28 protein-coding genes and 9 pseudogenes are annotated in these 26,860 nt (G+C 39.5%); 20 read left to right on the forward strand and 17 right to left on the reverse strand.

Going from position 1 to position 26,860, the window contains the following annotated elements:
- Nucleotides 1-155: 155 nt before the first annotated feature.
- Nucleotides 156-1,268, reverse strand: a pseudogene (lpxB, locus tag KUH03_RS35065) (lipid-A-disaccharide synthase).
- Between the two features lie 284 nt (nt 1,269-1,552).
- Between lpxB and KUH03_RS35070 the strand changes: the two are divergent.
- A complete protein-coding gene (locus tag KUH03_RS35070) occupies nt 1,553-1,810 on the forward strand; it encodes a septum formation initiator family protein (protein ID WP_257089136.1) in 258 nt (85 codons plus the stop codon).
- A gap of 125 nt (nt 1,811-1,935) precedes the next feature.
- On the opposite strand, the gene KUH03_RS35075 is transcribed toward KUH03_RS35070, so the two are convergent.
- Genes KUH03_RS35075 through KUH03_RS35085 form a run of 3 tightly spaced genes read right to left on the reverse strand, consistent with a single transcriptional unit; the run spans nt 1,936 to nt 2,624 of the window.
- Nucleotides 1,936-2,151, reverse strand: a complete 216-nt coding sequence (locus KUH03_RS35075) for a hypothetical protein (protein WP_257089138.1) — start codon at nt 2,149-2,151, stop codon at nt 1,936-1,938.
- Nucleotides 2,152-2,185: 34 nt separating this feature from the next.
- On the reverse strand, nt 2,186-2,356 hold the full coding sequence (locus KUH03_RS35080; protein ID WP_257089140.1) for a hypothetical protein: 171 nt from the start codon (nt 2,354-2,356) through the stop codon (nt 2,186-2,188).
- Nucleotides 2,357-2,390: 34 nt separating this feature from the next.
- The gene (locus tag KUH03_RS35085; protein WP_257089143.1) at nt 2,391-2,624 is read right to left on the reverse strand and encodes a hypothetical protein; all 234 of its coding nucleotides are present in this window, start codon (nt 2,622-2,624) and stop codon (nt 2,391-2,393) included.
- 551 nt (nt 2,625-3,175) lie between these two features.
- On the opposite strand from KUH03_RS35085, the gene KUH03_RS35090 reads away from it, so the two are divergent.
- Nucleotides 3,176-3,547, forward strand: a complete 372-nt coding sequence (locus KUH03_RS35090) for a YkvA family protein (protein ID WP_257089145.1) — start codon at nt 3,176-3,178, stop codon at nt 3,545-3,547.
- A 53-nt stretch (nt 3,548-3,600) separates the two neighbouring features.
- Here KUH03_RS35090 and purH read toward each other — a convergent pair.
- The 9 genes and pseudogenes from purH to KUH03_RS35135 form a co-directional block, all read right to left on the reverse strand.
- A pseudogene (gene purH, locus KUH03_RS35095) lies at nt 3,601-5,126 on the reverse strand (bifunctional phosphoribosylaminoimidazolecarboxamide formyltransferase/IMP cyclohydrolase).
- Between the two features lie 115 nt (nt 5,127-5,241).
- A pseudogene (locus KUH03_RS35100) lies at nt 5,242-5,879 on the reverse strand (uridine kinase).
- Nucleotides 5,880-5,915: 36 nt separating this feature from the next.
- Nucleotides 5,916-6,080, reverse strand: coding sequence for a hypothetical protein (locus KUH03_RS35105; protein WP_257089147.1), 165 nt, complete (start codon nt 6,078-6,080; stop codon nt 5,916-5,918).
- Nucleotides 6,081-6,129: 49 nt separating this feature from the next.
- Nucleotides 6,130-6,342: a hypothetical protein gene (locus tag KUH03_RS35110; protein WP_257089149.1), complete on the reverse strand. Its 213-nt coding sequence runs from the start codon at nt 6,340-6,342 to the stop codon at nt 6,130-6,132.
- Nucleotides 6,339-6,608: a LysM domain-containing protein gene (locus KUH03_RS35115; RefSeq protein ID WP_257089152.1), complete on the reverse strand. Its 270-nt coding sequence runs from the start codon at nt 6,606-6,608 to the stop codon at nt 6,339-6,341. Before KUH03_RS35115 ends, KUH03_RS35110 begins: the two co-directional genes overlap by 4 nt.
- 523 nt (nt 6,609-7,131) lie before the next feature.
- Complete coding sequence (locus KUH03_RS35120; protein ID WP_257089153.1) at nt 7,132-7,593, reverse strand: hypothetical protein; 462 nt, start codon at nt 7,591-7,593, stop codon at nt 7,132-7,134.
- Between the two features lie 133 nt (nt 7,594-7,726).
- A complete protein-coding gene (locus tag KUH03_RS35125; RefSeq protein WP_257089154.1) occupies nt 7,727-8,365 on the reverse strand; it encodes a hypothetical protein in 639 nt (212 codons plus the stop codon).
- Between the two features lie 2 nt (nt 8,366-8,367).
- Complete coding sequence (locus KUH03_RS35130; protein ID WP_257089155.1) at nt 8,368-9,327, reverse strand: hypothetical protein; 960 nt, start codon at nt 9,325-9,327, stop codon at nt 8,368-8,370.
- 40 nt (nt 9,328-9,367) lie between these two features.
- The gene (locus KUH03_RS35135; RefSeq protein WP_257089156.1) at nt 9,368-10,495 is read right to left on the reverse strand and encodes a hypothetical protein; all 1,128 of its coding nucleotides are present in this window, start codon (nt 10,493-10,495) and stop codon (nt 9,368-9,370) included.
- 213 nt (nt 10,496-10,708) lie between these two features.
- Here KUH03_RS35135 and proS point away from each other — a divergent pair, with 213 nt between their 5' ends.
- From proS to KUH03_RS35155, 5 genes are all read left to right on the forward strand, one after another.
- Nucleotides 10,709-12,181, forward strand: coding sequence for a proline--tRNA ligase (gene proS, locus KUH03_RS35140; RefSeq protein ID WP_257089157.1), 1,473 nt, complete (start codon nt 10,709-10,711; stop codon nt 12,179-12,181).
- Nucleotides 12,182-12,193: 12 nt separating this feature from the next.
- Nucleotides 12,194-12,511 carry a hypothetical protein gene (locus tag KUH03_RS35145; RefSeq protein ID WP_257089158.1) on the forward strand — a complete coding sequence of 106 codons (318 nt, stop codon included), beginning with the start codon at nt 12,194-12,196 and terminating at the stop codon, nt 12,509-12,511.
- Nucleotides 12,512-12,594: 83 nt separating this feature from the next.
- On the forward strand, nt 12,595-12,981 hold the full coding sequence (locus KUH03_RS35150) for a hypothetical protein (protein ID WP_257089159.1): 387 nt from the start codon (nt 12,595-12,597) through the stop codon (nt 12,979-12,981).
- Nucleotides 12,982-13,214: 233 nt separating this feature from the next.
- Nucleotides 13,215-13,481 (forward strand): DeoR family transcriptional regulator, encoded by a 267-nt coding sequence (locus KUH03_RS47170; RefSeq protein ID WP_306429258.1) that lies wholly within the window; start codon nt 13,215-13,217, stop codon nt 13,479-13,481.
- Nucleotides 13,478-13,975, forward strand: a complete 498-nt coding sequence (locus KUH03_RS35155; RefSeq protein WP_306429259.1) for a DeoR/GlpR family DNA-binding transcription regulator — start codon at nt 13,478-13,480, stop codon at nt 13,973-13,975. Before KUH03_RS47170 ends, KUH03_RS35155 begins: the two co-directional genes overlap by 4 nt.
- 170 nt (nt 13,976-14,145) lie before the next feature.
- Here the strand turns inward: KUH03_RS35155 and KUH03_RS35160 are convergent.
- From KUH03_RS35160 to rpoN, 3 pseudogenes are all read right to left on the reverse strand, one after another.
- Nucleotides 14,146-15,177, reverse strand: a pseudogene (locus KUH03_RS35160) (agmatine/peptidylarginine deiminase); the annotation flags it as partial.
- Between the two features lie 91 nt (nt 15,178-15,268).
- Nucleotides 15,269-16,176 (reverse strand): annotated as a pseudogene (locus KUH03_RS35165) (carbon-nitrogen hydrolase).
- Between the two features lie 83 nt (nt 16,177-16,259).
- Nucleotides 16,260-17,724 (reverse strand): annotated as a pseudogene (rpoN, locus tag KUH03_RS35170) (RNA polymerase factor sigma-54).
- Between the two features lie 511 nt (nt 17,725-18,235).
- On the opposite strand from rpoN, the pseudogene KUH03_RS47175 reads away from it, so the two are divergent.
- The 3 genes and pseudogenes from KUH03_RS47175 (at nt 18,236) to KUH03_RS35190 (ending at nt 20,368) form a co-directional block, all read left to right on the forward strand.
- Nucleotides 18,236-18,850, forward strand: a pseudogene (locus tag KUH03_RS47175) (transglycosylase domain-containing protein).
- Nucleotides 18,851-18,914: 64 nt separating this feature from the next.
- Complete coding sequence (locus KUH03_RS35185; RefSeq protein ID WP_257089166.1) at nt 18,915-19,625, forward strand: penicillin-binding transpeptidase domain-containing protein; 711 nt, start codon at nt 18,915-18,917, stop codon at nt 19,623-19,625.
- Nucleotides 19,622-20,368: a penicillin-binding transpeptidase domain-containing protein gene (locus KUH03_RS35190; RefSeq protein ID WP_257089168.1), complete on the forward strand. Its 747-nt coding sequence runs from the start codon at nt 19,622-19,624 to the stop codon at nt 20,366-20,368. The genes KUH03_RS35185 and KUH03_RS35190 overlap by 4 nt, the downstream gene beginning before the upstream one ends.
- Nucleotides 20,369-20,565: 197 nt before the next feature.
- Here KUH03_RS35190 and KUH03_RS35195 read toward each other — a convergent pair whose 3' ends face one another.
- On the reverse strand, nt 20,566-20,889 hold the full coding sequence (locus KUH03_RS35195; protein WP_257089170.1) for a hypothetical protein: 324 nt from the start codon (nt 20,887-20,889) through the stop codon (nt 20,566-20,568).
- Between the two features lie 101 nt (nt 20,890-20,990).
- Here KUH03_RS35195 and KUH03_RS35200 point away from each other — a divergent pair.
- From KUH03_RS35200 to infB, 10 genes and pseudogenes are all read left to right on the forward strand, one after another.
- Nucleotides 20,991-21,766 (forward strand): annotated as a pseudogene (locus tag KUH03_RS35200) (XRE family transcriptional regulator).
- A gap of 218 nt (nt 21,767-21,984) precedes the next feature.
- A complete protein-coding gene (rimP, locus tag KUH03_RS47180) occupies nt 21,985-22,203 on the forward strand; it encodes a ribosome maturation factor RimP (RefSeq protein WP_306429260.1) in 219 nt (72 codons plus the stop codon).
- Between the two features lies 1 nt (nt 22,204).
- On the forward strand, nt 22,205-22,366 hold the full coding sequence (locus tag KUH03_RS47185; RefSeq protein WP_306429261.1) for a hypothetical protein: 162 nt from the start codon (nt 22,205-22,207) through the stop codon (nt 22,364-22,366).
- Nucleotides 22,367-22,371: 5 nt separating this feature from the next.
- A pseudogene (nusA, locus tag KUH03_RS35210) lies at nt 22,372-23,610 on the forward strand (transcription termination factor NusA).
- A gap of 102 nt (nt 23,611-23,712) precedes the next feature.
- Nucleotides 23,713-23,892, forward strand: coding sequence for a hypothetical protein (locus KUH03_RS35215; RefSeq protein WP_257089172.1), 180 nt, complete (start codon nt 23,713-23,715; stop codon nt 23,890-23,892).
- A 3-nt stretch (nt 23,893-23,895) separates the two neighbouring features.
- Nucleotides 23,896-24,294, forward strand: coding sequence for a hypothetical protein (locus tag KUH03_RS35220; protein ID WP_257089174.1), 399 nt, complete (start codon nt 23,896-23,898; stop codon nt 24,292-24,294).
- 17 nt (nt 24,295-24,311) lie between these two features.
- Complete coding sequence (locus tag KUH03_RS35225) at nt 24,312-24,521, forward strand: hypothetical protein (protein WP_257089176.1); 210 nt, start codon at nt 24,312-24,314, stop codon at nt 24,519-24,521.
- On the forward strand, nt 24,518-24,988 hold the full coding sequence (locus KUH03_RS35230; protein ID WP_257089178.1) for a hypothetical protein: 471 nt from the start codon (nt 24,518-24,520) through the stop codon (nt 24,986-24,988). Before KUH03_RS35225 ends, KUH03_RS35230 begins: the two co-directional genes overlap by 4 nt.
- Before the next feature lie 41 nt (nt 24,989-25,029).
- The gene (locus tag KUH03_RS35235; protein ID WP_257089180.1) at nt 25,030-25,566 is read left to right on the forward strand and encodes a translation initiation factor IF-2 N-terminal domain-containing protein; all 537 of its coding nucleotides are present in this window, start codon (nt 25,030-25,032) and stop codon (nt 25,564-25,566) included.
- The gene (gene infB, locus KUH03_RS35240; protein WP_257089181.1) at nt 25,509-26,852 is read left to right on the forward strand and encodes a translation initiation factor IF-2; all 1,344 of its coding nucleotides are present in this window, start codon (nt 25,509-25,511) and stop codon (nt 26,850-26,852) included. Before KUH03_RS35235 ends, infB begins: the two co-directional genes overlap by 58 nt.
- The last annotated feature ends 8 nt before the right edge of the window (nt 26,853-26,860 follow it).

Below are 26,860 nucleotides of genomic sequence, written 5' to 3' on the forward strand. Positions count from 1 at the left end.
CCCAATTTCGAGCTTGGAAAAATGCTGTGTTTCTTGCGCTTTACCAACAAAGGCAAACGCGACACAAAAAAGAAAGCCTAAAATAAGTTTTGATTTCATAAAGCTTTAATTATATGTAACTAATTAATAGTTTGACAATTGAAAGCCCAAAGAGTTTAATTTTTACTAAGATATTTTACAATTAATTTAGCTGTTTTTTCCGAGGCACCCGGTGTGCCCAGTTTTTCGGCGAGGATATCGTAATTTTCTAATACACTTGCCCGATGCGCCTTGTTGTTGATCAGTTCACCCACTTCATAGGAAATATCATATGCCGTGCAATCTTCTTGAATTAACTCTCTTACAGAAAGAAAGTTGTTTATTAGATTTACCAGTGAAATAAACTTTACTTTAACCACTAATTTGGCGATCCAAACCGATATTGCATTTGCTTTATATACCACAACTTGCGGAACTTTCAATATACCTGTTTCCAGCGTGGCGGTACCGCTGGTGACTACTGCGGCTTCAGCATTGTTTAGGATATCATATGTTTGATTGAAAATAACCGGAATATCGATACCCTTCATGAACTGTTTGTAATAAGATTTGTCAAAATTAGGCGCACCGGCGATGACAAACTGATGTACTGGAAAAAAATAGGGAGTTCAGCCATAATGGGTAAAAGTTTGGAAATCTCCATTTCTCTGCTACCCGGCAATAAGGCAATAAGTGGTTTGTCTGTAAAACCATTTTCCTCCCTGAATTTCGGATTAAAAGAATAGGCTGAAATGGCATCGAGCAGCGGATTGCCCACATAATCGACCGGCATGCGCCATTTTTTGTAGAAATCAACTTCAAATGGTAGAATACAAAACATATGGTCGACAATTTTTTGATCTTTTCACACGACCCTGATTCCACGCCCATACCTTTGGTGAAATATAATAACATGTTTTGATACCATGCTTTTTGGCAAATTCGGCAATTTTTAAATTGAAGCCTGGAAAGTCTATGAGTATAACAGCATCAGGTTTTTCGTTCAACAGATCACTTTTAACTGCTTTCAAATTTTTAGCTATTTTGCCCAGGTTTTTCAAAACTTCCACAAAACCCATAAAAGCCATCGCTGAAGTGTGTATCAATGCTTTTTCTCCAGTGGCTTCCTGCATTAGATCACCACCAACGATTTTGAATGTAGCCGTGGGATCCTCTATTTTAAGTGCTTTGATGAGATTGGCTCCATGTAGGTCACCTGATGTTTCGCCAGCAATGAGATAGTATTTCATATGTAAATGATTTATTCTTTAATGGCCAGATGGAATATCCACTTTATTTTTAAGGCTATTTATGCTTTTCAAATACGGATATTTCATCGGAATATTAATGTTGTTTCGAATTGTTAAAGATAAGATTATTCTAAGTATATGATGAATTTGAGTACATTATTCCATATCTTTATTAAAGATGTTTAACTTTGGAAGAAAATATCAGGAGTATAAAAGCTAAATAGTATTTTTGTCCTATGCAACGATTATGGTCTTTAATAAGAAATAAGTATTTATTAGCCACTTTGGCTTTTTTGGTGTGGATGTTGTTTTTTGATCGAAATGATTTTGCCACACAATACAGTTATCAAAAGCAAAGAGCCAACCTGGAAACAGAACGGTCTTTTTATCTGAAGGAGAATGCGGCGATTATAAAAACAATAAACGACATTCGATCCAATCCACAGGAGGTGCAACGTATCGCAAGAGAGAAGTATAAGATGAAGAAAGATAATGAGGATATCTATGTGGTCTCTAAAGTTGCGCCCAAAGAAACCCCTTAGTGTTTGACGGAAAAGAGCTATCCCATTATAGAGATGGCTTGTACCAAATAAAGAAAGACCATCACATGAATGCGATGGTCTTTTTCAGTATATAGAAAACGGGGTATTCTAATTTGCGGCCTGCGCTACCAAACCAAGGTATAGTGGTTTTTCTCATCATTGGCCTTGCCGATTAATATCAATGAATAGTAGTAATTCTCAACCAATTTGATATCAGTACGGGTCGCAATGGTTTTTCCGGCTTTATCTTTCGCAATAACAGTAAAGGTTCCACTTTTTGCGCGATAAAACCTTGATGTGCAGTCGCTGAATTCTGGGTTTCTTTTGCACGGTTGGTCCATTCTGTCGGAGAAGCCTGGCTACCGATTTGAAGGGTTACCTGATCGGTTCCTCAGCAAAATTAAAGAAACGTACACCAGATTCTGTGTTCTTAATATCTTTATTGACTTTATCCGTTGTGATGACCTGAACGGCTTTTGTTTTGTTGCCATAAACAAATGATGTATAAATTGTACTATCTTTGATAGTAACCGTAGTATCAACCAAAACATTGTTATACTCTGATGATATCGCTATTTTTCTAGCCCCGTAAATAGGCCAACTTGGCTATAGCTTTTAAAATCCAAGGGATAATATGGACTTTGTAAGGGTCCCCATCGGCATAATATACAACCGCATTGGCGTCAGTGTATCCATTGACCATTGTAAATAATGCACCTGGAATTCGTTGGTCGTCATTATCTTTCAGGCAGCTGGATAGGAAGAATGTCGCTACTGCGATGGCAATAAAATTAAATAATCTATAGTTTTTCATAACCGTGTAATATTAAAATCTTTTTTTGTGTAAAACACATTGCGCTTGTGTTGTCTATTATACGGAGAGGACCTACACTTTGCTACAGTTAGTTGTAAAAATAATAAAATTGTATTTTATTTTATCATAAACCCGATTTCAGCTTATGCTTTCCTTGGAGGTGGAAGGGGCACGTGGGAATCAAAACGTTGAAAGTTGCTCGGGCTTCTTATGACCTGTCGTCGGAACTTCTTCGAAGATCTATCGGTAGTTCTTCGAGACTGGCTCGGGACTGGTTTGGGACTCGCTTGACTTGGCTATGGTTATTGTAGGGATATTGTTCGGGTTGCTGTCGGAGTCCAGGTGGAGAATAGGCGTAGTGTAGGCGGACTATTCCCGAAGTTATCCCCAGTTGTATCGAAGTATTCTCGAATTGTTGTCGAATGTTGTTGGCACTTGAGCGGACTTGAAGGGACTTGAACGGACTTGAGGGGACTTCGGTTCGAGTGGAGTGCTACTTAGTAAAAAAGGCACAGGCTTTGCTAATTAAAAAATATTGATAATTTTGAGTTATGAACAGTAGAATCAAAAAGATTGCATCGGGTATGTTTGAGCGCTTTAGACATCGTAAAATTACGGAAGCGGAGCTGTCACAAGCAGAATCTAAGGCAAAAAATCTGGGAAGCTATGTTAGTGATTTTAAATTGCTAATCGCCATGTGCAAGGATGCAATTACAGGAAAGTTTAAAATGAACAGCTGGAATCTATCCATTATTATCGGGACGATTATTTATGTGGTGTCCCCGGTTGATGCTATTCCGGATTTTATTGCTGTAGGTGGTTGGTTAGATGATGTTGCTATTGTTGCCTATGCTATCCGGAAACTTTCGGAAGAAATAGAACGATACAAATCAGAGCGATTGGGCTGGCAGGTCAACAAATAAAAAAAGCTACTTTGTAAAAAGTAGCTTTTTTTATGAGGTGATCGGGATCACTCTTAGTGTTTGAAATGTCTTACGCCGGTCGTTACCATCGCAATTCCTTTTTCATTGGCCATATCAATGGATAATTGATCTTTGATAGAACCACCTGGTTGCAATACAGCTGCAATACCTGCTCCAGATGCAATTTCTACACAGTCAGGGAAAGGAAAGAACGCATCTGATGCCATTGAACAACCTTGTAGGTCAAAACCAAATGAAACTGCTTTTTCAATTGCTTGCTTTAAGGCATCGACTCTTGATGTTTGCCCAACACCCGATGCTAACAATGTGCCATTTTTAGCAAAGACAATGGTATTGATTTTGTATGTTTTACAATTTTATTCGCAAAATATAAATCTTCCAATTGTTCAGCTGTAGGTGTTACAGTTGTTACTGTTACCATTTGCTCAGGTCCTTCAATTGTATTGTCCTTATCTTGAAGAATGACACCATTCAATAAGGTTTTGAACTGTTGGCTAGGTAGTTTTACATCTTTACGAACTAAGATAATTCTATTTTTCTTTGCGGTAAGAATAGCAATTGCTTCCTCCGAATAAGAAGGTGCGATTAAGACCTCGAAGAATAAATTATTGATCTCTGTTGCTGTTGCGCCATCCACTTCGCCGTTGGTGATTAAAACCCCGCCAAATGCTGAAACCGGATCACAGGCCAAGGCATCTAACCAAGCTTGTTTAATTGTTGGTCTTGATGCAACCCCACAAGCATTTGTGTGTTTTAGAATAGCAAATGTTGGTTGTTCAAATTCGTCGATTAAAGCGACAGCCGCATCTACATCAACAAGGTTGTTGTACGAAAGCTCTTTGCCATTTAATTTGTCGAACATGTTATCCAGGTCACCAAAGAAGATACCTTTTTGATGCGGGTTTTCACCATATCTCAATACCTGAGCATTTTGCTCGGATTGTTTAAAAACTTCAATTGGATTCTCTTGGTTGAAATAATTGAAGATTGCAGTGTCATAATGTGACGATGTATTGAAGGCGCGTTTCGCAAACTCTTTACGTTGCTCCAAAGAGGTATTACCTTCTTGGTTCGCTAGAATTTCTTCAAGCGCTTTATAATCATTTTTAGAAGAAATGATAACAACATCATTAAAGTTTTTCGCTGCTGCACGAATCAATGAGATTCCACCGATATCGATTTTTTCGATGATATCTTGCTCAGAAGCTCCAGAAGCAACAGTTTCCTCAAATGGATACAAATCCACAATAACCAAATCGATCTCTGGTATTTCATACTGTGCAAGTTGCTGTTGGTCCGATTCAAGCGGACGGCGCGCTAAAATTCCACCAAACACCTTTGGATGTAAGGTCTTAACACGGCCTCCTAAAATCGAAGGGTAGCTTGTCAGGTCTTCAACTGGAACGACATCTATACCTAAATCTTTGATAAATGTTTCTGTCCCACCAGTGGAATAGAATGTAACACCGTATTTGTTTAATAATTCAACTAAAGGAGCTAGGCCGTCTTTATAATAGACTGAAACCAAAGCATTTTTAATCTTTACAGGATGGTTCATTATGATGGATTTGTTTCGTGGCGCAAAGATAAGAATTTAAAGTCTTGATGTCAATAAATCAACTACTTTTAAATAAAGACGGGCTTATCTATACCTAAGCCCGTCTTTATCTACGTTATACTAAATTGAGTTTTGTTTTCAGCTCTTCAGAAATCTGATTGGTAATATCCCAGATCGGCTCAGGTTCGTCCGTATTATTGAATATGACCTGATCACAAGAATCCTGAAACGGTAATAAATACTCGTTGTAAGAGAGGAGGACGTGATTCACCCATTTGTACATCACATCATCCTCAAAGTAACCACGTTCAACCAAATCGCGGTGTAGCCTTCTTCTGAGTGCGATATCCTGATCAGCGCTCAGGAATATCTTATGGTTTATAAGCGCATTTATTTCTGTGTAATAGAAAATAAAAAGTCCTTCGATAATCAATATCGGAGCGGGTTTTATCTCTAATATTTTGGGTGTTAATGAAGGATTATTAAACGTATATTCCTCTTTATAAATAGTCTCTCCATTAAAGAGTGCCTTAATATCTTTATAGAAAGCCTCTCTGTCTATGGATGTTGGGATATCGAAATTATAGAGTCTATTTTCTTCCTGCGTTTTTGTATTGGCGGGAATGTAATAATCGTCTTGGGAAATCAATGTAACTTCATCGGTTTTGAAATGTTTTAAAAAGCTATTCAAAAAAAAGTTTTTCCAGAACCACTACTTCCGGCAATCCCTATGACATACGGTTTGTTATTCATTCTTGTTTTGCGCTGCAAGAGCTATTTTTATTTTAATTAATTTTCTAAAGGTAACCCGTAGGCGATTTCTACCTGAAAGCGTTTATCTAATGCGCCAATACTTGCCGCCGCGGACTTTGATAACACCACAATAGCATTTTGGTTTTCAGCATTGTCATTAAATTTGCCGACTACTTTCGCGTAGGTAACGCTTTTAGTCATTGGGTTGGTAATTTTAGTATTGTTCCTACAGGTGCACTTTTATGGAGCGCTAAATTGCTTGTTCCTTGGGAAGACAAACCATCGATCCAGACACCAATTCCCCGCTCCCTTTTTCCCGTATTCCGTAGCGGTTTGTTGAAATCTGATTTTCTTCCTTATCGTCATCGTTTGTAGAATCGGGGACAACGACTTCAATACCTTTAGGTTCAACTAATTTTGGTCTTTCAGGCGGTAAGGGTTGATTTGGGATCATTAATTTCATGCCGCCACCAATGGTGTTGTTCTTGAGGTTGTTGGCTTTTTGATATCCTCGACAGTAATGCCAAATCTTTTGGATATGGCGTAGAGTGTTTCTTTTTCACCAACGATATAGGCTGTAAAGCCTTGTTGTGGGTCACGTGGATTCTGTTGCGCTGTGTTGACCGGTATTTTATTCACAATAGGAGCTGGTTTTCGACCGGTTGGTACTTTGACAATCTGACCGATACTTAATGTACCATTTCCATTTATTTGCGTGAGCTGACCCACGGTGGTTTTATACTTTTTGCTGAGTTGATAATAATTATCTCCTTTTTCTATTTTGAAAAGGACAAATTCTTCACCATTGATATTTCTGTCCCAACAGAGTCAGGAACTGCGGTTGTACGTAATGACGTGAAATTTTTGGCTTCAACCTGTTGAAGAGATAGCATAGAAATCGATAAAATGGCTACCTTTTTATATGTATTTAATTCGAATAATAGTTTCATATATTTTGCAATTATACTAAATACGAAACAAACTCCCGTTTATTGTCTGTCAAAAGGAATATTTGTTTGTTAACAAGAAAATAGATGTTGAAAAACTTTAAAGGCAACTGAGTTACTGCAACTACAGACTCAATTAACCTATCTTTTGTTGATCGAACTATCCGGATTTGATAGTGATTATCTTTTTTTTTCATAGAAAGCCCAAATAAAATAGTCATCCAAAGCGCTTAGCCAAATTTCGTCATCTATTGTGAAATCTGTCAAAAAATGGGGTATTTGACCATTGTAGATTACTGGGTAGACTATCTGGCTGTCAAAAGGTTTAACAGGCTCTTCTTTTTATCTCCAATCGACATTGTCTTTAGATCTAAAAACAATTGCATTCCTTGCGCGATCATTTTGGGCCTGAGCAGTATACCTTCACCGACCATTTCGAGAAAAATGTAGTTAAACCAGGTCTCGTGTTGTTGTGGCTGATAACAGTCTATAATTTGAACACCAGCATCGATGGGTGAAGTGTCCGAGATCTTTTTTAGGATGAGTTTCTGACATTGAACTCCAGCCAACACCCACTCCCTGCTGATGGCTTTGAAGTCCTGCAGGACATAATCTCCTTCAAAAGAAATCACATTGAAATAGGGAAGTGTATCTGTTGGATTTCTGGTCTCTACTGCAATCAGTCTATTCTCGGCATCGATCTCGATCCGCCATATGGGATAAGTAAATAGAACATTGAATGCTTTTGAGACTGTCTGATTTGTCATGTGATTTTCAACCAAGAGGACAAATTTACTAAAAGCTTTTAAATTATGGCTGCTGGGATTGTAATAAATGAAAAACGTCCAGACAAGCTGGACGTTTTTCTGAGAAAAATCTCTTAAAATTTAGAACCTATTGTCAAAACGACATTTGTTCGTTGATTTTTATATCTGCGACTGGGCTGGTAGTTTTCCAATGGGCTTCATCGATGACATAAGGGCTTTCTTTGTAATTGATGGCATTGTAAGCTCCTGTCAGATCAATATACATGCCGCGACCGAGTTTCGCGCCAATACCTAAAGATGCAGTATAGTTTGTGTAATCTGCATTTTTGTACGGATTACCACTATAATTGAAACCAGCTCTACCACTAAAAACATTGTCAAATAAAACTTCACCACCAATACGTGCATTAAGTGCTCCCTGATAGGTATCTTTAATACTCTGGTTCATCTGATCCTCTTGAATCCTATTATAGCCGCCGGCGTCTTTATACCGTATTGCACCATAATCCACCCACTCTACATCTGCGGTAAGCAACCCTTTGGAGAATACCTGACTTGCTCCCAATGAAAGACGATACGGTGTATTCATGTTGTATTCCCAAGAACTCACGCCAATTTTATCATTGGTGACGAATTGATAGTGGGCATTGTTTGCATCTGGAAGAAAATAGTTGATTTTGGTATAATTTTCCGAATCATCCTTGATATTCATAAATGTAGGTGATTTCGCGGTAAAACCTATGCTAAAAGTAGGAGTGAATTTGTAAATCATACCTAATTTAAAGTCGACCCCGTACCGTCGGTGATCTGGTTATAGGTTTCAAACAATTCATAGTCATTATCTAAAAATTTGTGCTCGTCTTTGGCGGGATTCAAAAAAATAGATTTACTGTTATAAGCCTTTAATTGGGCTTCCGTCATTGTTTGTCCATACTCTGTGAATAAATTGGAGGTGTTATAGCTGAACGCTGTAAAACCTAAAGAGGCCCCTATATACAATTTATTACTGTAGTTCGCGCCAAAGGAAAGCACCGATTCAGATTTACTGCCCTTTTCTATAATGGAGTTAATTTGCTCGTTTCCTGGATAAGATCCTACTTTTTTTCCGATGGCAATAGGATAAAAATCCTTTGAATTGTTAGGGTCATCGTCAATCATAAAAGAATTATTGTAGAAGTCCTGTCCCCAACCAGCAGCATTTCCGTCAAATGTCAAACGATCGGCAAAAGAGTGTGTAATAGAATTGTCCGTATTAACACCGCGATAATCTAAACGATTGTTAAAAACATTGTTTCTGTTATAAGCTATACCAACATTGAAGTTCAACCAACCTTTTTCGAGGTTTCCTCCATTCCGGTAGGTAGGCAAATGAAAAACAATCCCAGCATTATCCAGATTGAAATTGTTTTTGCTGCTATTTGTATTCTGTCCGAAATAATCTGTTTTATTTTTATTATTAAGGTATCTACCTGTTACCGAAATGTCTGATTGGTTAAAATACCCCAAACCAGCCGGGTTGCTGGTAATTGAACTAATATCACCACCCAAAGCGGTTGAAGCATTTCCCATGGCTTTGAAGCGAGCAGTACCACCATTATCCCCTTGGGAAAATAAAAGCACATCTTTCGTGTATTGCGCCTGAGCAGTCCCTGCTGCACCGATTAAAAATGCAGTTCCAAAAAGTAATTTTTGATTGTCATATGCTAAAATATCGTCTATAATAAGCAGTAGCACACAGGGTAATGTATGCTACTGTAATAAGCTATTTTTATGATTAGCGTGTACGTCCGCCGCCAGATCTGGTGCTACCACCGCCGCCGCCAGAGAATCCGCCACTGGATCTTGTGCTACCGCCACCGGAATAACCTCCACTAGAGCGTGTCGATCCACCATCGTAGCTTCTTGTTGGAGGAGAATAGGATGGTCTTGATGTCGAACCTGGATTGCTTGAACGAGTTTCCATGGAACGGCTCATTGGACGAGAAACATCACCTGAACTTGAACGGGTTCTTGAAGTTCCATTGGAGCTCCGCATAGTTGGGTAAGTTGCATTAGATCTATCCGATGATCGTGTTCTGCCACCATCTGTATAACCGCCTCTTGTTGAGATACCGTCCGAAGACCTTGTTCTACCATTTGATCTGTCATAGGAAGAAGAACTACGTGATATAGAACCATCAGATGATCTAGTTCGGCCACTGGCACTTGATCGCGTGTTAGCGACTGACGTAATACGTCCTCTGGAATCCCGGGCTACACCAGTACGGTCATAATTTCCCGAACTTCTGGTGCGGGAAGAAGAGGTCCGTACATTATAGTTGTCTCTATAAGCTGATCGAGATGAAGCATAATAAGGTCTTGAATTGCCCCAATAGCCACCGCCCCAATAACCGTTACCATGCCAGCCAGATCCCCAGTAACCGCCACCATACCAGCCACCCCAAGGGTGATAGCCGCCATACCAAGGAGATCCCCAACCCCAGCTAGAACCCCAGCCCCAGCCAAAACCAAGAGACCATGAAGAACCCCAGCCTGAATTCCAACCCCAGCCTAAACCGAAGGATGGACCATATCCGTACATACCACCAAAACCATAGCCATACCATGGATCGAAGAATGGATCAAAATAGGTCATTCCAGGGGACGCATAATAAAACCTGTTTATACGATTTGCATATTCTAAATCTTCGTAGGAATCATTGTTATAATCCTGGTCTGAATATTCGTCATCATAGTAACCGCCTTGAGCCTGTCCTCCTTGTTGAACCTGATCCGCATCTGTGTAATAGTAATCTGGACTTTGATAGACTTTCTGTCTAGCCTGTCCGTTATTGCCATAGACATCGTCGCCATAGATTTGCCTGCTAGTACCGCAGGAACCTAACATAAATGCTCCTGTCATGGCAAGTGCTCCGATAAATAATCTATTTTTTTCATAATATCCTAAATCGTTATTTTCGATTATACAGCCTTATTTACTATCTTAGACGCAAATTTCTCGAGGGGGTTTAATCGAAGTAATCAAAAATACAAATATTTTTTATTGAACGCTTTTTGTATTGGAGATACAGACGAGATTTAACGTAATAATGTTACAATAATTTATCAATTTCATATGAGTAAAGGAATAACAAGTCGTGCAGAAGATTATTCGCAATGGTACAATGAACTTGTGATCAAAGCTGATCTGGCTGAAAATTCAGCTGTACGGGGCTGTATGGTGATCAAACCATACGGATATGCTATCTGGGAAAGAATGCAAGCGATCTTAGACAAAAGATTTAAAGAAACAGGCCATAGCAATGCTTACTTCCCTTTATTCATACCCAAGTCGTTTTTTTCTAAAGAAGCTGCCCACGTAGAAGGTTTCGCTACTGAATGTGCTGTGGTCACACATTATAGGTTGAAAAACGATGGTACCGGTAAGATTGTGGTGGATGAAGATGCAAAGTTGGAGGAAGAGTTGATTGTACGTCCGACTTCTGAAACGATTATATGGAATACGTATCGTGGTTGGATCGAATCTTATCGTGATCTGCCAATTTTGGTCAACCAATGGGCAAATGTGGTTCGTTGGGAAATGCGTACGCGTCTTTTCTTACGTACGGCAGAGTTTTTATGGCAGGAGGGGCACACAGCACACGCCACTAGGGAAGAGGCTATCGAAGAGACAGAACGTATGCTTGATGTCTATGCAGAATTTGCAGAAAATATTTTAGCGGTACCTGTTGTACGCGGACGTAAAACTGAAAACGAACGTTTTGCGGGCGCATTGGATACCTATTGTATTGAGGCTTTAATGCAAGATGGTAAGGCTTTACAGGCAGGGACATCGCATTTCCTTGGACAGAATTTCGCAAAAGCTTTTGATGTAAAATTCACGTCTAAAGAGGGGAAGCTTGAACATGTATGGGCAACATCATGGGGTGTTTCTACCCGTTTGATGGGTGCCTTGATTATGGCGCACTCTGATGATCAAGGGTTGGTCTTGCCGCCAAAATTGGCGCCAATTCAGGTTGTTATTGTTCCGATTTTCAAAACTGAAGAAGAAAAAGCGCAGATTGATGCATTTGTAAATCAGTTAACAAACGAACTGAAGATAAAGGATATCTCGGTGAAATATGACGATCGCGATACACAACGTCCGGGCTTTAAATTTGCTGAATGGGAATTGAAAGGTGTACCCGTGCGTGTCGCTGTGGGAGCAAGAGATATGCAAAATGGAACCGTGGAGCTAGCGCGTCGCGATACACAAACAAAAGAGACTGTCGCTCAGGAAGGATTGGCTGGAAATATTGAACAGTTGTTGCATGAAATACAAGAAAATATTTACCAAAAAGCCTTAAACTTTAGGACATCCCATTTTACTGAGGTGAATTCTTATGATGAATTTAAAGAGGTTCTGGAAGGTAAGGGAGGATTTATTTCTTGCCATTGGGATGGAACAACAGAAACTGAGAAGCGTGTGAAAGAGGAAACAAAAGCCACAATCCGTTGTATTCCTTTGGATGCAAAAGAGGAGGAAGGTGTTTGTATCTTTACAGGTAAACCGTCTAACAGACGCGTTTTATTTGCAAAAGCTTATTAATATCTTGACCTTATGCGGATACTCATTTTAGGATGTGGATGGTTGGCAGAATCGTTTGCCATGGATATGAAACATCAGGGGCATGAGGTCTGGGCAAGTACAACCCAATATGAAAAATACCATCGGCTTAAAACTGATGGTATTTTTTCGTTTATTGCTAACTTTGATAAGGGTAGTGTGTTGCCTGATGTGCTTATGCCAGGCCAGTTTGACTTTGTATTAAATAGTATTCCTGCCAGCCAAAAAAATAGTGTTTCTGGTTTAGAAACTCGTTTTCAAATATTAAGGGATTTCTTGAAAACATCCAATGGACCAAACAGGTATTTTTAAGTTCCGTTGGCATTTATCCTGATAAAGATGTTGTCTATAGTGAATTAGATTCAGCTGGAATTGAATTTTCCGAAAAACTTTTTTTGGCTGAGCAGTTCATGTTACAGCTGCCCAATACTTATGTATATCGACTTGGGGGCTTATTTGGTAAAAATCGCATTTTTGCTAAATACTTTGCCAATCGTATTTGCACAACGGGTGAACAGCCGGCCAATTTTGTCCATCTCGATGATGTTGTGCAGTTGATTATGTTGGCTTCTATCAAAGACCTAAGGCATCGTATTTACAATGTTGTGGCACCGATGCACCCAAAGAAAAAGGATGTGATCCTGGCCTCTGCGCAAAAGTATGGTTTCGATCTGCCATTGCAATTTGACCAAGGGGATCATTTTCAAAAAGTAGTCTGTGGAAGCCTGCTTCAAAAGGAGCTGGATTACCATTTTATTTGGCCCAATCCCTTGGAATTTTGAATTTGTTGAAATCCAAAAACTTTATCTTTTAGAATAAAGTATAATTTGCTTTATAGAGAGTATAAATAATTAAATAATTTCATTATTTTAACGTCAGTTCTGCTAGGGAAATTTGTATAGAATATCGAAAGCTAAAATCTAGCATTGATTTTAGTTGATATTTTATATTTTCTAATGTATCTGTATGGATAAACAACTGGTAGATTTAATATTTTAGCGCATATAAAAGAACCATGACAAACGTAGAGCGACATCAATATATTTTAAAACAATTAAAAGAGGTGGGTATAGTCCAAGTGATTGACCTTTGTGAGGAACTTGGCGTATCTTCTGTTACCATCCGAAAGGATCTTACACTTTTGGAGGAGAGTGGTCTGCTTTTTCGGACCCATGGCGGAGCGACACAATACAATCCATATACGACAGATCGGACGGTATTTGAAAAGAGAAACTTCGTTCGGACGATAAAAGTAGAATCGGGAAGAAGGCTGCTGAGATGATTGAGGAAAATGATTCGATTATTATTGCTTCCGGAACAACAATGCAATCGTTGGCCAGGCAGATTGTACCGAAGGGAAATATCACTGTGGTAACTTCAGCGCTGAATGTTGCCATGGAGCTAATTAAATACCCATCAGTAGAAATTATGCAGATGGGAGGTACATTACGCAAAACTTCTACTTCAGTCACTGGGAAATATGCTGAAAATTTACTACATGATTTTTATTGTAGTAAGTTATTTTTAGGGGTGGACGGAATAGATCTGGAGTATGGTGTGTCAACATCCAGTGCGCAAGAAGCCCAATTGAACCGTATCATGATAGATACAGCTCAGAAGGTCGTTGTGCTCGCTGATTCGTCTAAATTCGGAAGACGTAGTTTTGGACGAATTTGTGGCTTCGAAAAAATCGATATTTTGATTACAGATGATAAAGTGAGTGCTGGATTTGTGGAATCGTTAGAGAAGTCCGGTGTGCATGTGGTGGTGGTCTAGTTTTCTATTTAACGCTCGGGCGATGAGTTAATAAGGAACAGTTGTCGCAAGTATACTGCAAACTTTGTTATAGGAATATCTAATTTGATAGTGTTTGTGCGCAGGTACTATAAACAGAAAGGCTTCTTAATAGATTAAGAAGCCTTTCTGTTTATAGTATAATTTTATCTTTAGCTGAGTGCGGGCTCTTGCTGACTCAAGCAATGAAAACTACCCAGTCCCCAGATAATGTCTACTGAATTAATTCCGACAACTTTCCGTGTCGGAAAGCATTCCTGAATAATATCCAATGCTCTCTGGTCATTAGGATCGTTGAAAATTGGAACAACGACAACATCATTTGCGATATAAAAATTTGCATATGATGCCGGAAGTCTGGTGTCCTCATAGATCACTGCTGCTGGCATCGGTAGTTCAACGATATTAAGTGATTCTCCGCTTAATAATTTGAAGGAACGAAGTGTTTCTAGATTTTCCTGGAGGATGGCATAATTTTCATCTTCCGGATTTTCTTCGACAACAGTTAAAACAGTATTTTCATTGACAAAACGTGTAATGTCGTCAATATGACCATCTGTATCGTCTCCAATGATTCCGTCGCCTAGCCATAGTACCTGATCTTGTCCATAGAATTCTTTGAGGTAAGTCTCAATCTGTTCTTTTGTATAACCAGGGTTTCTGTTTTCATTGAGCAGACATGCTGTTGTTGTCATCACAGTTCCGGCTCCGTTGAATTCGACAGAACCACCCTCCATAACGATATTCGGTGTGAATAAAGGAAGGTTGAACTTTTTGGCTATCCGTGTAGGAACGACATCATCCAGGTCGAAAGGTGGATACTTGCCACCCCAGGCGTTATATCCCCAGTCAACAACTGCTTTTGTATCTGAATTTTGATTGATCAGGAAAGCGGGGCCGTGATCTCTACACCAAGCGTCATTGGTTGGATTGAAATAAAATTCAATATTGCTAAAATCGGCCGTTACTTTTTTCAGTTCTGCGATGGCGAATGCCTTCATATCTTCGTCAGCAACATTAATTCGGACTTTCTGTCCAGCAGCAACAGCTTTAATAAACTCGCAATAGGGCTGGTATATGGTGTCAATTTTTCCAGGCCAAGATTCCTCTTTATGAGGCCAGCTCAACCACAAAGCTTCTTGTCTTGCCCATTCCGCGGGAAACGAAAAACCTTGTTTTTTTGGGAGTTATCAAAATATGCCTGTGTGAAAGTGCTTTCTTGTTCCATGCTTTAAAATGTAAAAAGCCATTTTAATCTGCTCTTCTTTTGATGAATTACAAGATTAAAATGGCCAATATGATTTGATAGTAGTCTTCGTCGATAAAACGTTTGGTGATTGGAGAATATGTCTCAATTCTACGATCTCTCAGGAATGGCCAGTGTTTTCTGAAATAATCAGATTCGGCTAGATCCAGTTCAACTACTTCAATTTCTTCTTTATCGTGAGAAGCGAGGTACAACAGTTTACCTTGTCCATTTGCCACAAAGCTTCCGCCCCAGAATTTCATGGCGCCATCCTGCTCAAATCCGACACGGTTGACAGATACTACTGGCACACCATTTGCCACAGCATGAGAGCGTTGAATGGTTTGCCAAGCATTGTACTGATCTTTGTTGGTTTCTTCGTCCTGATCTGTAGCCCAGCCAATCGCGGTAGGGTAAAATAAAATTTCGGCACCCATTAATGCGGTAATCCTTGATGCTTCGGGATACCATTGGTCCCAACAGATTAATATACCTATTTTACCAAATTTTGTTTTAAATACTTTATAACCAAGGTCACCCGGAGTGAAATAGAATTTCTCATAAAATGCTGGATCATCTGGGATATGCATTTTACGGTATTTGCCTAAATAGGAGCCATCAGCATCTAATACGGCAGTTGTATTATGATAAAGACCTTCAGCTCTTTTTTCAAATAATGAAGCGATAATAACGACTCCTGCTTCTTTTGCAACAGCGGACAGGGCATCTGTGGATGGACCAGGGATAGATTCAGCCAGTGCGAAATTGTCATAATCTTCTACATCGCAGAAATATAAAGAGGTAAAGAGTTCTTGCAGACACACAATTTGCGCACCTTTTGCAGCGGCTTCTTTTACTTTAGCGATAGCTTTTTCGAGATTCTCTTGTTTGCTTGCGGTACAGCTCATCTGTACAACTCAACTTTTACTTTGCTCATTCCTTCATGCTTATTTAATTCGAGCACAAAGATACTATTCTTAATTTAGATTTGATTGTCACCCGAAAAACAAAAAAGAGCTCTTAGAGCTCTTTTCTTAATCTTGCAACTGGTATGTTTAAAGCTTCACGGTATTTGGCTACCGTTCGACGAGCAATATTGTAGCCTTTTTCTTTGAGAATTTCGGTCAATTTCTCATCGGCAAGTGGTTTGCGCTTGTTTTCTTTCGCAATACATTCTTCGAGTATTTTCTTAACCTCTTTATTTGAAACCTCCTCTCCGGAGTCTGTTTGGATTGCCTCGGAGAAAAATGATTTTAATAGAAATGTGCCAAATTCAGTCTGTACATATTTAGAGTTTGCTACACGGGAAACGGTTGAGATATCCATGTCGATCTTATCGGCGATATCTTTTAAGATCATGGGTTTCAATTTACGGTCATCTCCGGTAAGAAAATAATCGTATTGGTACTCCATGATCGCATTCATTGTCTTGAGCAGTGTCTGCTGGCGTTGTTTGATTGCATCAATAAACCATTTTGCCGAATCGAGTTTTTGTTTGACAAACTGTACCGCTTCTTTCATCTTTTTATCCTTTTGATCGGATTTTTCGTAATGTTCAAACATGTGCTGATAGTCCCGGCTTATGCGAAGTTCTGGTGCATTACGTCCATTCAGGGTTAAATGTAGGATGCCATCATTGTTGCTGATATGAAAGTCTGGGATAATATGGAGTTGTTTTCCGGCTACAGCCCCTGAGTCACCCGGTTTGGGGTTGAGCTTTAAGATTTCATTAACGACATTTTTCAGGTCCTCAGAAGATACGCCTAATGATTTCTCTAGTTTGTCATAGTGCTTTTTGTGAACTCATCCAGGTAATTGGAGACGACTTTTATAGCGAGTTTGATGGTCGGGTTGTTCGTGTCTTTCTTTGTAATTGTATCAAAAGACATTCTTGCAAATCTCTGGCACCGATTCCTGCGGGTTCAAAATCTTGGATCACTTTTAGCATTTCTAATACTTCATGCTCCTCGGTCATTACATTTTGACCGAACGCCAGGTCATCTACCAGATTGATGATCGGACGTCTTAAGTAACCGTCGTCATCCAGGCTGCCGATAATTTGTTGACCCACTAAAAAGTGCTTATCATCTAAAGCGAGAAGGTCTAATTGTTGTTGTAATTGTTCATAGAATGAATGTTGAATAGCAACGGGCATCTCTTTTCTTTCATCATCGTCATCACCGTAATCATATCCATTTCCGTAATCTTTGTAGTCGTCTTCTTGTATATAGTCCTCCAAACTGAAATCATCTGAATCGAATCCTTCTTCGTTGTCGAAGTTGTCATCCGGATCTTTATCTGGATATTCTTCTATTGGATCGGTCATATTAGTCAAGCTACCATCTTCTAATGCGGGGTTTTCTTCTAATTCTTCTTTTATTCTGGCATCTAATGAAACTGTTGGTACCTGCAACAATTTAATAAATTGAATTTGTTGTGGAGACAGTTTTTGTAATAGCTTTTGTTGTAATGTCTGTTTTAACATGCTAATAGTTGACTAGTTTACATCTAAATTTAAACAAATATCATTATTATTTTAAAATAAAATAGATAATAAATCAAAATTAGGTATAATATTTGCGGAACCCGTAGGCTAACTTATTGATCTAAACAATGTCCTTCTTCATTTTTTTGCTGTTTTAATTCCATAAATTGGAAATAGCAGGTCCTGTATAGGGTATTTTTGCTGAATGTCTCTGCTTGAATACATGCTGGTTTTTTATTGTTAAAAATGTAAATAGTTGATTAGGGACATTTATTTAGTTGTATATTTAGCCCCTGAAACAGATATAAACGCATATTGGGCGGGGGATAAAACCTTTTGGTGATTCAATATGTTGAATATAAGATAAATTTCCATTTATGTTTAGACGTATTAAGAATCGGATTCTTCGTTATCTCGTTATTGCAATATATTTTGTTATAGTTTTGGTTTGTGCTATACAACTTAATTTTTTGTGGCTTTTTGGCTACTCGCCTACAAAAAAGATATCATTATGCCAAGTGTCAATATTTCGACAGAGCTGTATACTGCCGATAGTGTATTGATCGGGCGATATTTCGACGAGGATAGAAATCCAATTCCTTTTGACAGTATTCCTAAAACTGTTATTAATGCATTGATCGCAACAGAGGATGTACGTTTTTATTCGCACAATGGTGTTGACTTTTTGGGGCTCGGTTCGGGTATTGTCTCTACATTAAAGGGGATAAACGTGGAGCGAGTACGATAACGCAGCAGCTTGCCAAGAATCTTTACCGCACCCGTTATAATAAGGCGGGGGCTATTGACCCGTTTACCTGTTGCGGGTTTGGTCGTTACCAAATTTAAAGAGTGGATGACAGCCTATAAGTTGGAGCAACGGTATACGAAGAACCAAATTTTGGAAATGTACCTCAATACAGTTTCTTTTAGTAATAATGCGTATGGAATAGAAACCGCAGCAAAACGTTATTTTTCAAAAGGAGCAAATCAATTGAATCAAAATGAAGCGGCTGTATTGATCGGTATGTTAAAGGGAACGACCTTATATAATCCGATCAGAAATCCGGAAAAATCATTTGACCGCAAAAACACGGTGTTGAGCCAAATGCATAAGGGGGCTTTCTGAAAAAGAAGAGTATGATGCGTTGGTTAAGGAAAAATAATCTTGAATACCAATAATCAAGATGTAAATGCTGGAGGATTCCTATCTGCGTACAGCTGTAGCTAAGTGGCTGGAAAAATGGTCGGAAGAGAATAATTACGATATCTATACCGATGGTTTGAAGATTTATACAACCATCAACTCCAAGCTTCAGAAGCATGCTGAAGAGGCTGTCGCAAAACAGATGGCGGAATTACAACAGCGTTTAAATAACACCTGGGATGGCCAGGAGCCCTGGCGGGATCTCTCCGGAAAAGTGATACCAAACTTTTTGGAGAACTTAGCTAAGAAAACACCTTATTATGAGTTTCTGAGTAAAAAATATGCCAATACTCCAGATAGCATCAATTTCTTCTTGAATAAGAAGAAAAAAATGGAAGTCTACAATTGGAAGGATAAGGGCAAGATTGAAAAGGAAATGTCCACAATGGACTCCCTGAAATATTATGCCATGATGCTGAATGCCGGGATGATGTCGATGGATCCTTATTCAGGAGAAATTAAAGCTTGGGTAGGCGGGATAGATCATCAATATTTCAAATATGATCACGTGATGCAGGCCAAACGACAAGCGGGTTCGACATTTAAACCTTTTGTTTATCTGGCAGCCTTAGAGTCGGGTATGTCGCCTTGTGATAAGATTACGGATAAACCTGTTACAATAAAGATTGATAAGGGGATTCTGTTGAAGTATGGGAACCTAAAAATGCGGATTGGAATTTTTCCTATCGGGAGATGACTTTGCGTCATGCCATGGCGAGATCCATCAATTCGGTTACTGTTCAGTTAACGGATATGGTGACACCGGCAAAAGTAGTGGATGCCGCTCAGCGTTGTGGTATTACAAGTAAGCTGAATCCTGTGGCTTCTGTTGGATTGGGGCCTAATGATGTGTCGGTATTTGAGATGGTCAACGGTTACTCGACGATGATGAACCATGGTGAGCGAGTTACGCCAGTACTGGTTTCCAAAATTGAAGATCACGATGGAAATGTGATTGCTACTTTTCAGGCCGAACGCAAGCAGGTGGTGGATAAACAGGATGCTTGGTTGATGACCTATATGTTGCGTGGTGGGATGGAAGAGCCAAGAGGTACATCGCAGGGCTTATGGGAATGGGATCTTTTTGATAAAGAAAACGAAATTGGTGGGAAGACTGGAACTTCTTCGGAATATGTTGATGGTTGGTATATGGGTGTGACTAAGGATTTAGTCACCGGAATCTGGGTTGGATGTGATGAAAGAAGCATACACTTCAAGAATTCGCATACCGGTGAAGGTTCGCGGACGGCTCTGCCTATATTTGGTGTGTTTTTGGAATCTGTTTATAAGGATAAGCAATTGGGGTATACGCAGGGTAAATTCCCTGAATCTACAGTTGAAATCACGAAATCTTATAAATGTGAGACGCCGCGTTATAGTGATCCGAACCAGAACAAAGTGATTCAACAAATATTGATGAGCAGACAGACGAGGGGTTAATTGGGCCTGAAGAGGAGTCTACTGAGGGAGCTACTGAGCATAATAACAATGGAGGTAGTGTCAGTGAAAACATAGGGGCATTGGAGCAGAGCTCGTCGACGTAAATTGATTAAGCTTTTATCCTGTTTTGGATATATACAGATAACTGGCTGCCTAATGAAAATTGGGTGGCTTTTTGTTTTATTATATATGTATGGTTAGGCCGCGAAATTGGTGTTTCTTTTTGGGTAGGCTTGATGCTGTTGCGGGTAGAGGTTATTCCAATTCGGGTTGTTCTTGCGAATAACTCTTTCTATTTGCATGCGTGTGAAATTTTGCAATTCGTTCATTCTCTTTTTTGCACATGCTAATTTTGAAAAAGCTTCGGAATAGATTATCCTGTTTAAATGGGGACCCTGTTGAAGAATAAAGCTATTGGCTTGTTGGAGTTCCATTACTGTGCTAAACATGTTGGATGTGAAGTCGATTTCAAAGTATCTTCTATTGTTGTCCGTTACTATATATACAATAAAATTGCTCATAATGCTAAATAATTTGGATGTTTAAATTTTATTTACTAATTTTATTGGCACAATATTACTAATAAATTTAGTTTTTGCAAAATATTTTTTGAAAAAATAATATGTCAAATATTTCGTCCAACTTGAAATTCCTTCGAAAAGGAAAGAAAATTACGCAGCAGCAATTTGCTGATATCATGGAGATTAAGCGCGCTTCTGTCGGTGCTTATGAAGAAGATAGAGCGGAGCCTAAATACGAATTGCTAAAGAAAATTGCCGAGTTTTATGGGTTAACCATGGATGAATTGGCGAATGATGTGATTGATGAGAAGTGGAAGCCGGTACCCAAAAGCAATGCGTCTAATCTCAGGGTATTAAGTGTGACTGTTGATGGTGATGACCGCGAAAACATTGAGCTTGTGCCGGTTAAAGCAAGCGCGGGTTACCTGAATGGCTATGGTGATCCGGAGTATGTCGCTGAGCTTCCGAAGTTTTCACTACCCATGTTTGGGCAGGGGACTTTTCGGGCCTTTGAGATCAAAGGAGATTCGATGTTGCCATTGCCCTCAGGATCCATTATTGTGGCGGAATATGTCGAAAATTGGCATGATATAAAACCGGGACATACTTATATCGTTGTATCCCGGGAAGAGGGAGTTGTCTACAAGCGTATTGCCTTTAAATTTAAAGAGGATAAAGGTTTGAAGCTTGTTTCTGATAATAAAACCTACGAACCATACTGGGTTGAGACCCTGATATTTTAGAGGTGTGGCGGGCGAAAGCTTTTATTAGTACTCAACTGCCGGAGCCAACTCCTGAGCCAACAATGGAAACATTAACCAGTATGATGGCACAGATGCAAAAAACAATTAATGCAGTCGTTGATAATTCGAAATAACAGAAAAAATACTTCCGTTGCTGTTTGGGTATTTGTTTTTATTTTATAAAATACTATATTTGCATATCTGAAAGGAAGGGGCTCGTATTGCCCCTTTTTTAATACAATTAATTTAGCATTCTAGGCAGTAGAACAATGCAAGATGTAGAAAAAGAGTCATTGAACTCATAGCGGAAAAAATAGCAGATCGCGAGGATTTGTTTATTGTTAGTGTAAAGATGCGTCCAAATAAGATTTTGGAGATCCTCTTAGATGGGGATAACGGGGTTAGTATTGATGATTGTGCGCAAGTGAGCCGCCATGTCGGTTTTCATTTGGAGGAGGAAAATGTCGTTGATAATGCCTATCGTTTGGAGGTTTCGTCACCGGGTATCGATTCAAATTTCGTCAATAATCGGCAGTATCAGAAAAATATAGGTCGTACTCGTACAGGTTAAGTTGGACGATAATACAAAAATTGAGGGAACGTTATTGGCGGCGGATGAGACAAAGATCAGCATTCTTCAAAAAGTAAAAGAAAAAGGTAAAAAAGCGCAAGAGGTGGAAAAAGAACTTCCTTTTGATCAAATAAAAGCAACAAAAGTGGTAATTTCATTTTAAAAATAATGAGTAACAGCAACATCAATCTGATAGACTCTTTTCAGGAGTTTAAAGAGTTTAAGAATATCGATAGACCTACGGTCATTACAGTATTGGAAGAGGTTTTTCGTAGTATGATCCGTCGTCGTTTCGGTACGGATGAAAATGTGGATGTTATCGTGAATCCAGATAACGGGGATTTGGAGATTTGGAGAACGCGTGTCGTTGTTGAAGATGAATTTTCTGAGGATGATGATCTTGAAATCGAGTTGGCGGAAGCGAGAAAACACGATGAGGACCTTGAAGTAGGCGATGATTTTATCGAACAGATCACTTTGGAAAGCTTTGGACGTCGTGCTATTTTGGCTGCTCGTCAAACGCTTGTTTCTAAGGTATTAGAACTTGAGAAAGACGAAGTCTTCAAAAATATAAAGATAGAGAAGGGGAGTTGGTTATTGGTGAGGTTTATCAGATCTGGAAGAAAGAGATCTTGGTGTTGGATGAAGATGGCAATGAGTTGATTTTACCTAAATCAGAGCAAATCCCTGCTGATTATTTCAAAAAAGGCGATGGTATCCGCGCGGTAGTTCATAAAGTGGATATGATGAACAACAATCAAAAATCATTATCTCACGTACTGCACCAGCGTTTTTACAACGTTTATTTGAGCTTGAGGTTCCTGAAATCTTTGATGGTCTGATTACGATCAAGAAAATTGTCCGTGAACCAGGGGAGCGTGCTAAAGTGGCGGTTGAGTCTTATGATGACCGTATCGATCCGGTTGGAGCCCTGTGGGTATGAAAGGATCACGTATTCACGGTATTGTTCGAGAATTGCGTAATGAGAATATTGATGTGATCAATTTCACTACAAACCATTCGTTATATATCGCACGTGCTTTGAGCCCTGCTCGGATCAGTTCAATTAAGATTGACGAAGAAAACAAAACTGCTGCTGTATACTTAAAATCGGATCAGGTTTCGTTGGCAATTGGTCGTGGTGGACATAATATTAAATTGGCTGGTAAATTGACTGGTTATGAGATTGATGTTTATCGTGAGAATGATGAATTTGATGAGGATGTGGATATCGAAGAATTCAGTGATGAAATTGAAAGCTGGGTTATTGATGAATTGAAGCGTGTAGGTTTGGATTCTGCAAAATCTGTTTTATCACTTAGCGAAGAAGAACTTGTTAGACGTACCGATTTGGAAGAAGATACCATTCGTGATATCCTACGTATATTGCAAGCTGAATTTGAATAAAATTCAGCCTGTTAATTTTTTTCTATCTAACATTCGGAATAAATTGTTTATGGATGGAAAAAACATATTTTTGTAATTATATTAAAATAGTTTATATTATAGATGACTGAAGGAAAAGGAACAAACTTGCTTAAAGCAGCAAAGGAACTCAACATCGGGATACATACTGCCGTGGAATGTTTAGTGAAAAAAGGATATGATGTAGAAGCAAAGCCTAACACTAAATTGAGCGGAGAGATGTATGGTGTGCTGTTAAAAGAGTTTCAGGAGACAAATCACTGAAAGATGAAGCTAAACAAATTGTTATTGGCAAAATTCGTCGAGGAGTCGCCGTCCACTTCTCCTAAAGAATCGTCTAGAAATGAGGATTTTGAAGAACATGAGGAGCCAAAAGAAATCTTGGTTAAGAATACTGTAGAAATCCCATCTGTCAAAGAAGTCACTCCTGCCAAGCCTGAGGAACCTGTTCATCAAGGTGGTATGAAAGTGGTTGGCAAAATTGATCTTGATGCCTTGAATAGAGGTGGTCACAAGGGTAAAAAAGAGGAGCCTTCAAAGGAGGAGCCTAAAGTTACGCATGACGCGCCTGTAGAGACTAAGGCCGTAGAGAAAGTAGTAGAGCAGAAAGAAGCCGAAGTTAAAGCTCCGGTCATCGAAGCGAAAAAGAAGAAACAAAGGTTATAGAGCAAAAAGCCGAAGTAGTGGCACCTCGGGTGGAAGCTCCCAAACCTGAAGTAGATAAAACTGAAGTAAAAGCAACTCCGGTTGTAGAGACAAAAACCGAACCTGTGAAGGTAGAAGAAAAGAAAAAAGACGAAACAGCACCTAAAGCTGCTGTACCAGTAACTCCAAAAGTGGAGCCTGTGAAAAAGAAGGCGATGATATTATTTCTGCTCGTGCAGAAAGATTGACAGGTCCTAAAGTAATTGGTAAGATTGAATTACCTTCTGCTAGACCTTCGCACAAACCTGTGGCATCATCTTCAAATGCTGGAAACAATAATGAGAAACGTAAGCGTAAGCGCACGAATCCTAATGGTCCAGTAAATCCGAATGCGGGACAAGGTCAGGGCATAACAACCAAAACCGTGGTCCTCGTGATGGAAACAATAACCACAACCGTGACCAACAAGGGAACAGAGGTGGCAATCAAGGTAACAACAACAATCCGAACAACCGTCCGGGACAAAACAACCAGCATCCAGGCAGACCGGGGCAGGGTGGAAACAACCAGCATCAAGGTAGACCGGGACAAGGTGGAGCAAGGCCACAACATGGTCGTTTTGACAATAGAGGAAAAGGAAGACCTGTTGAAAATAAAGAGGAACCTTCTGAAAAAGAAATCCAAGATCAAATCAAAGCAACACTTGCTCGTTTAAGTGGAGCAGGTAAATCCGGTAAATTTGCACAACGTGCGAAGTTGAGACGTCAGAAACGTGATGATGTCGCTCAACATGCGGAAGAAGCTGCAATGGAGCAAGAGTTGATGGCGAAGGTATTGCGTGTAACAGAATTTGTTACAGCAAATGAGCTTGCAAATCTGATGGATGTTCAAGTCACACAGATTATCGCAACTTGTATGAGTTTAGGTATGTTTGTGTCTATCAACCAACGTCTAGATGCGGAAACTTTGACTATCGTAGCAGATGAGTTTGGCTATCAAGTTGAATTTATTAAACCTGAAGATGAGGAAACTGCGGAACTGGAAGAAGCAGATAATGAGGCGAATTTGGTGTCTAGAGCTCCAATCGTAACCGTAATGGGACACGTTGACCACGGTAAAACATCTTTGTTGGATTATATACGTAAAGCAAACGTTACTTCTGGTGAAGCCGGTGGTATCACCCAACATATTGGTGCATACGCGGTGAAATTGGATGATGACCGTAAAATTACATTTTGGATACACCGGGTCACGAAGCCTTTACGGCGATGCGTGCACGTGGTGCCAAAGTAACGGATATCGTTATTATCGTTATTGCAGCGGACGACGCAGTCATGCCACAAACGAAAGAGGCGATCAATCACGCGCAAGCAGCAGGTGTACCAATTGTATTTGCATTTACGAAAGTGGATAAACCGGGTGCAAATCCTGATCGTATCCGTGAGCAGCTTTCTGCAATGAATATCTTGGTTGAAGATTGGGGTGGTAAATTCCAAGCACAAGAGATCTCTGCAAAAACTGGGGAAAATGTTGACCTTCTTTTAGAAAAAGTTCTTTTGGAAGCTGAAATGTTGGATTTGAAAGCTGATCCGAAAAAACGTGCTGTTGGTTCGGTGATTGAGGCAGCGTTGGACAAAGGTCGTGGTATTGTGACTACAGTATTGATCCAAGGAGGTACTCTTCGTGTCGGAGATCCAATTTTGGCAGGTTCGCATTCTGGTAAGGTGAAAGCACTAACCAATGAAAGAGGTGAACGTGTTAAAGAAGCGGGACCTTCTGTACCTGTACAGATTTTGGGTATGGCTGGAGCACCTACAGCTGGGGATAAGCTTTATGTTCTTGAAAGCGAATCTGAAGCTAGAACGGTAGCAAACAAACGTCTTCAGTTACAACGTGAACAAGGTATGCGTGCAACGAAACATATTACCTTGGATGAGATCGGTCGTCGTTTGGCTATCGGTAACTTTAAGGAACTTAATATTATCGTGAAAGGTGATGTGGATGGTTCTATCGAAGCATTATCAGATTCATTGTTGAAATTATCAACAGATGAGATCCAGGTGAATATTATCCATAAATCAGTAGGTGCGATCTCTGAATCAGATGTATTATTGGCATCTGCTTCTGATGCGATCATCATTGGTTTCCAAGTACGTCCAACACAAAATGCGCGTAAATTGGCTGAGAATGAGCAAATCGACGTTCGTCTGTACTCTATCATCTATGATGCTATCGAAGAGATTAAATCTGCGATGGAAGGTATGTTGGCTCCGAAATTTGAAGAGAAAATTGTTGCTGAGGTTGAAATCAGAGAAACATTTAAAATCTCTAAAGTGGGTACCATTGCGGGATGTATGGTTAGAGAAGGTAAAATCAATAGAAATAATGATATCCGCATAATCAGAGAGGGTGTGGTTATCCATACTGGTAGATTGGCTTCCTTGAAACGTTTTAAAGACGACGTGAAAGAGGTTGCACAAGGTTACGAGTGTGGTTTGAATATTGACCGTTTCAACGACATCCAGGTAGGTGATATCGTAGAGGCTTACGAACAAGTAGAAGTAAAACGTAAATTGTAATTTTCGAT

The organism is Sphingobacterium sp. E70, from assembly GCF_019285695.1.
Taxonomy (GTDB): Bacteria; Bacteroidota; Bacteroidia; order Sphingobacteriales; family Sphingobacteriaceae; genus Sphingobacterium; species Sphingobacterium detergens.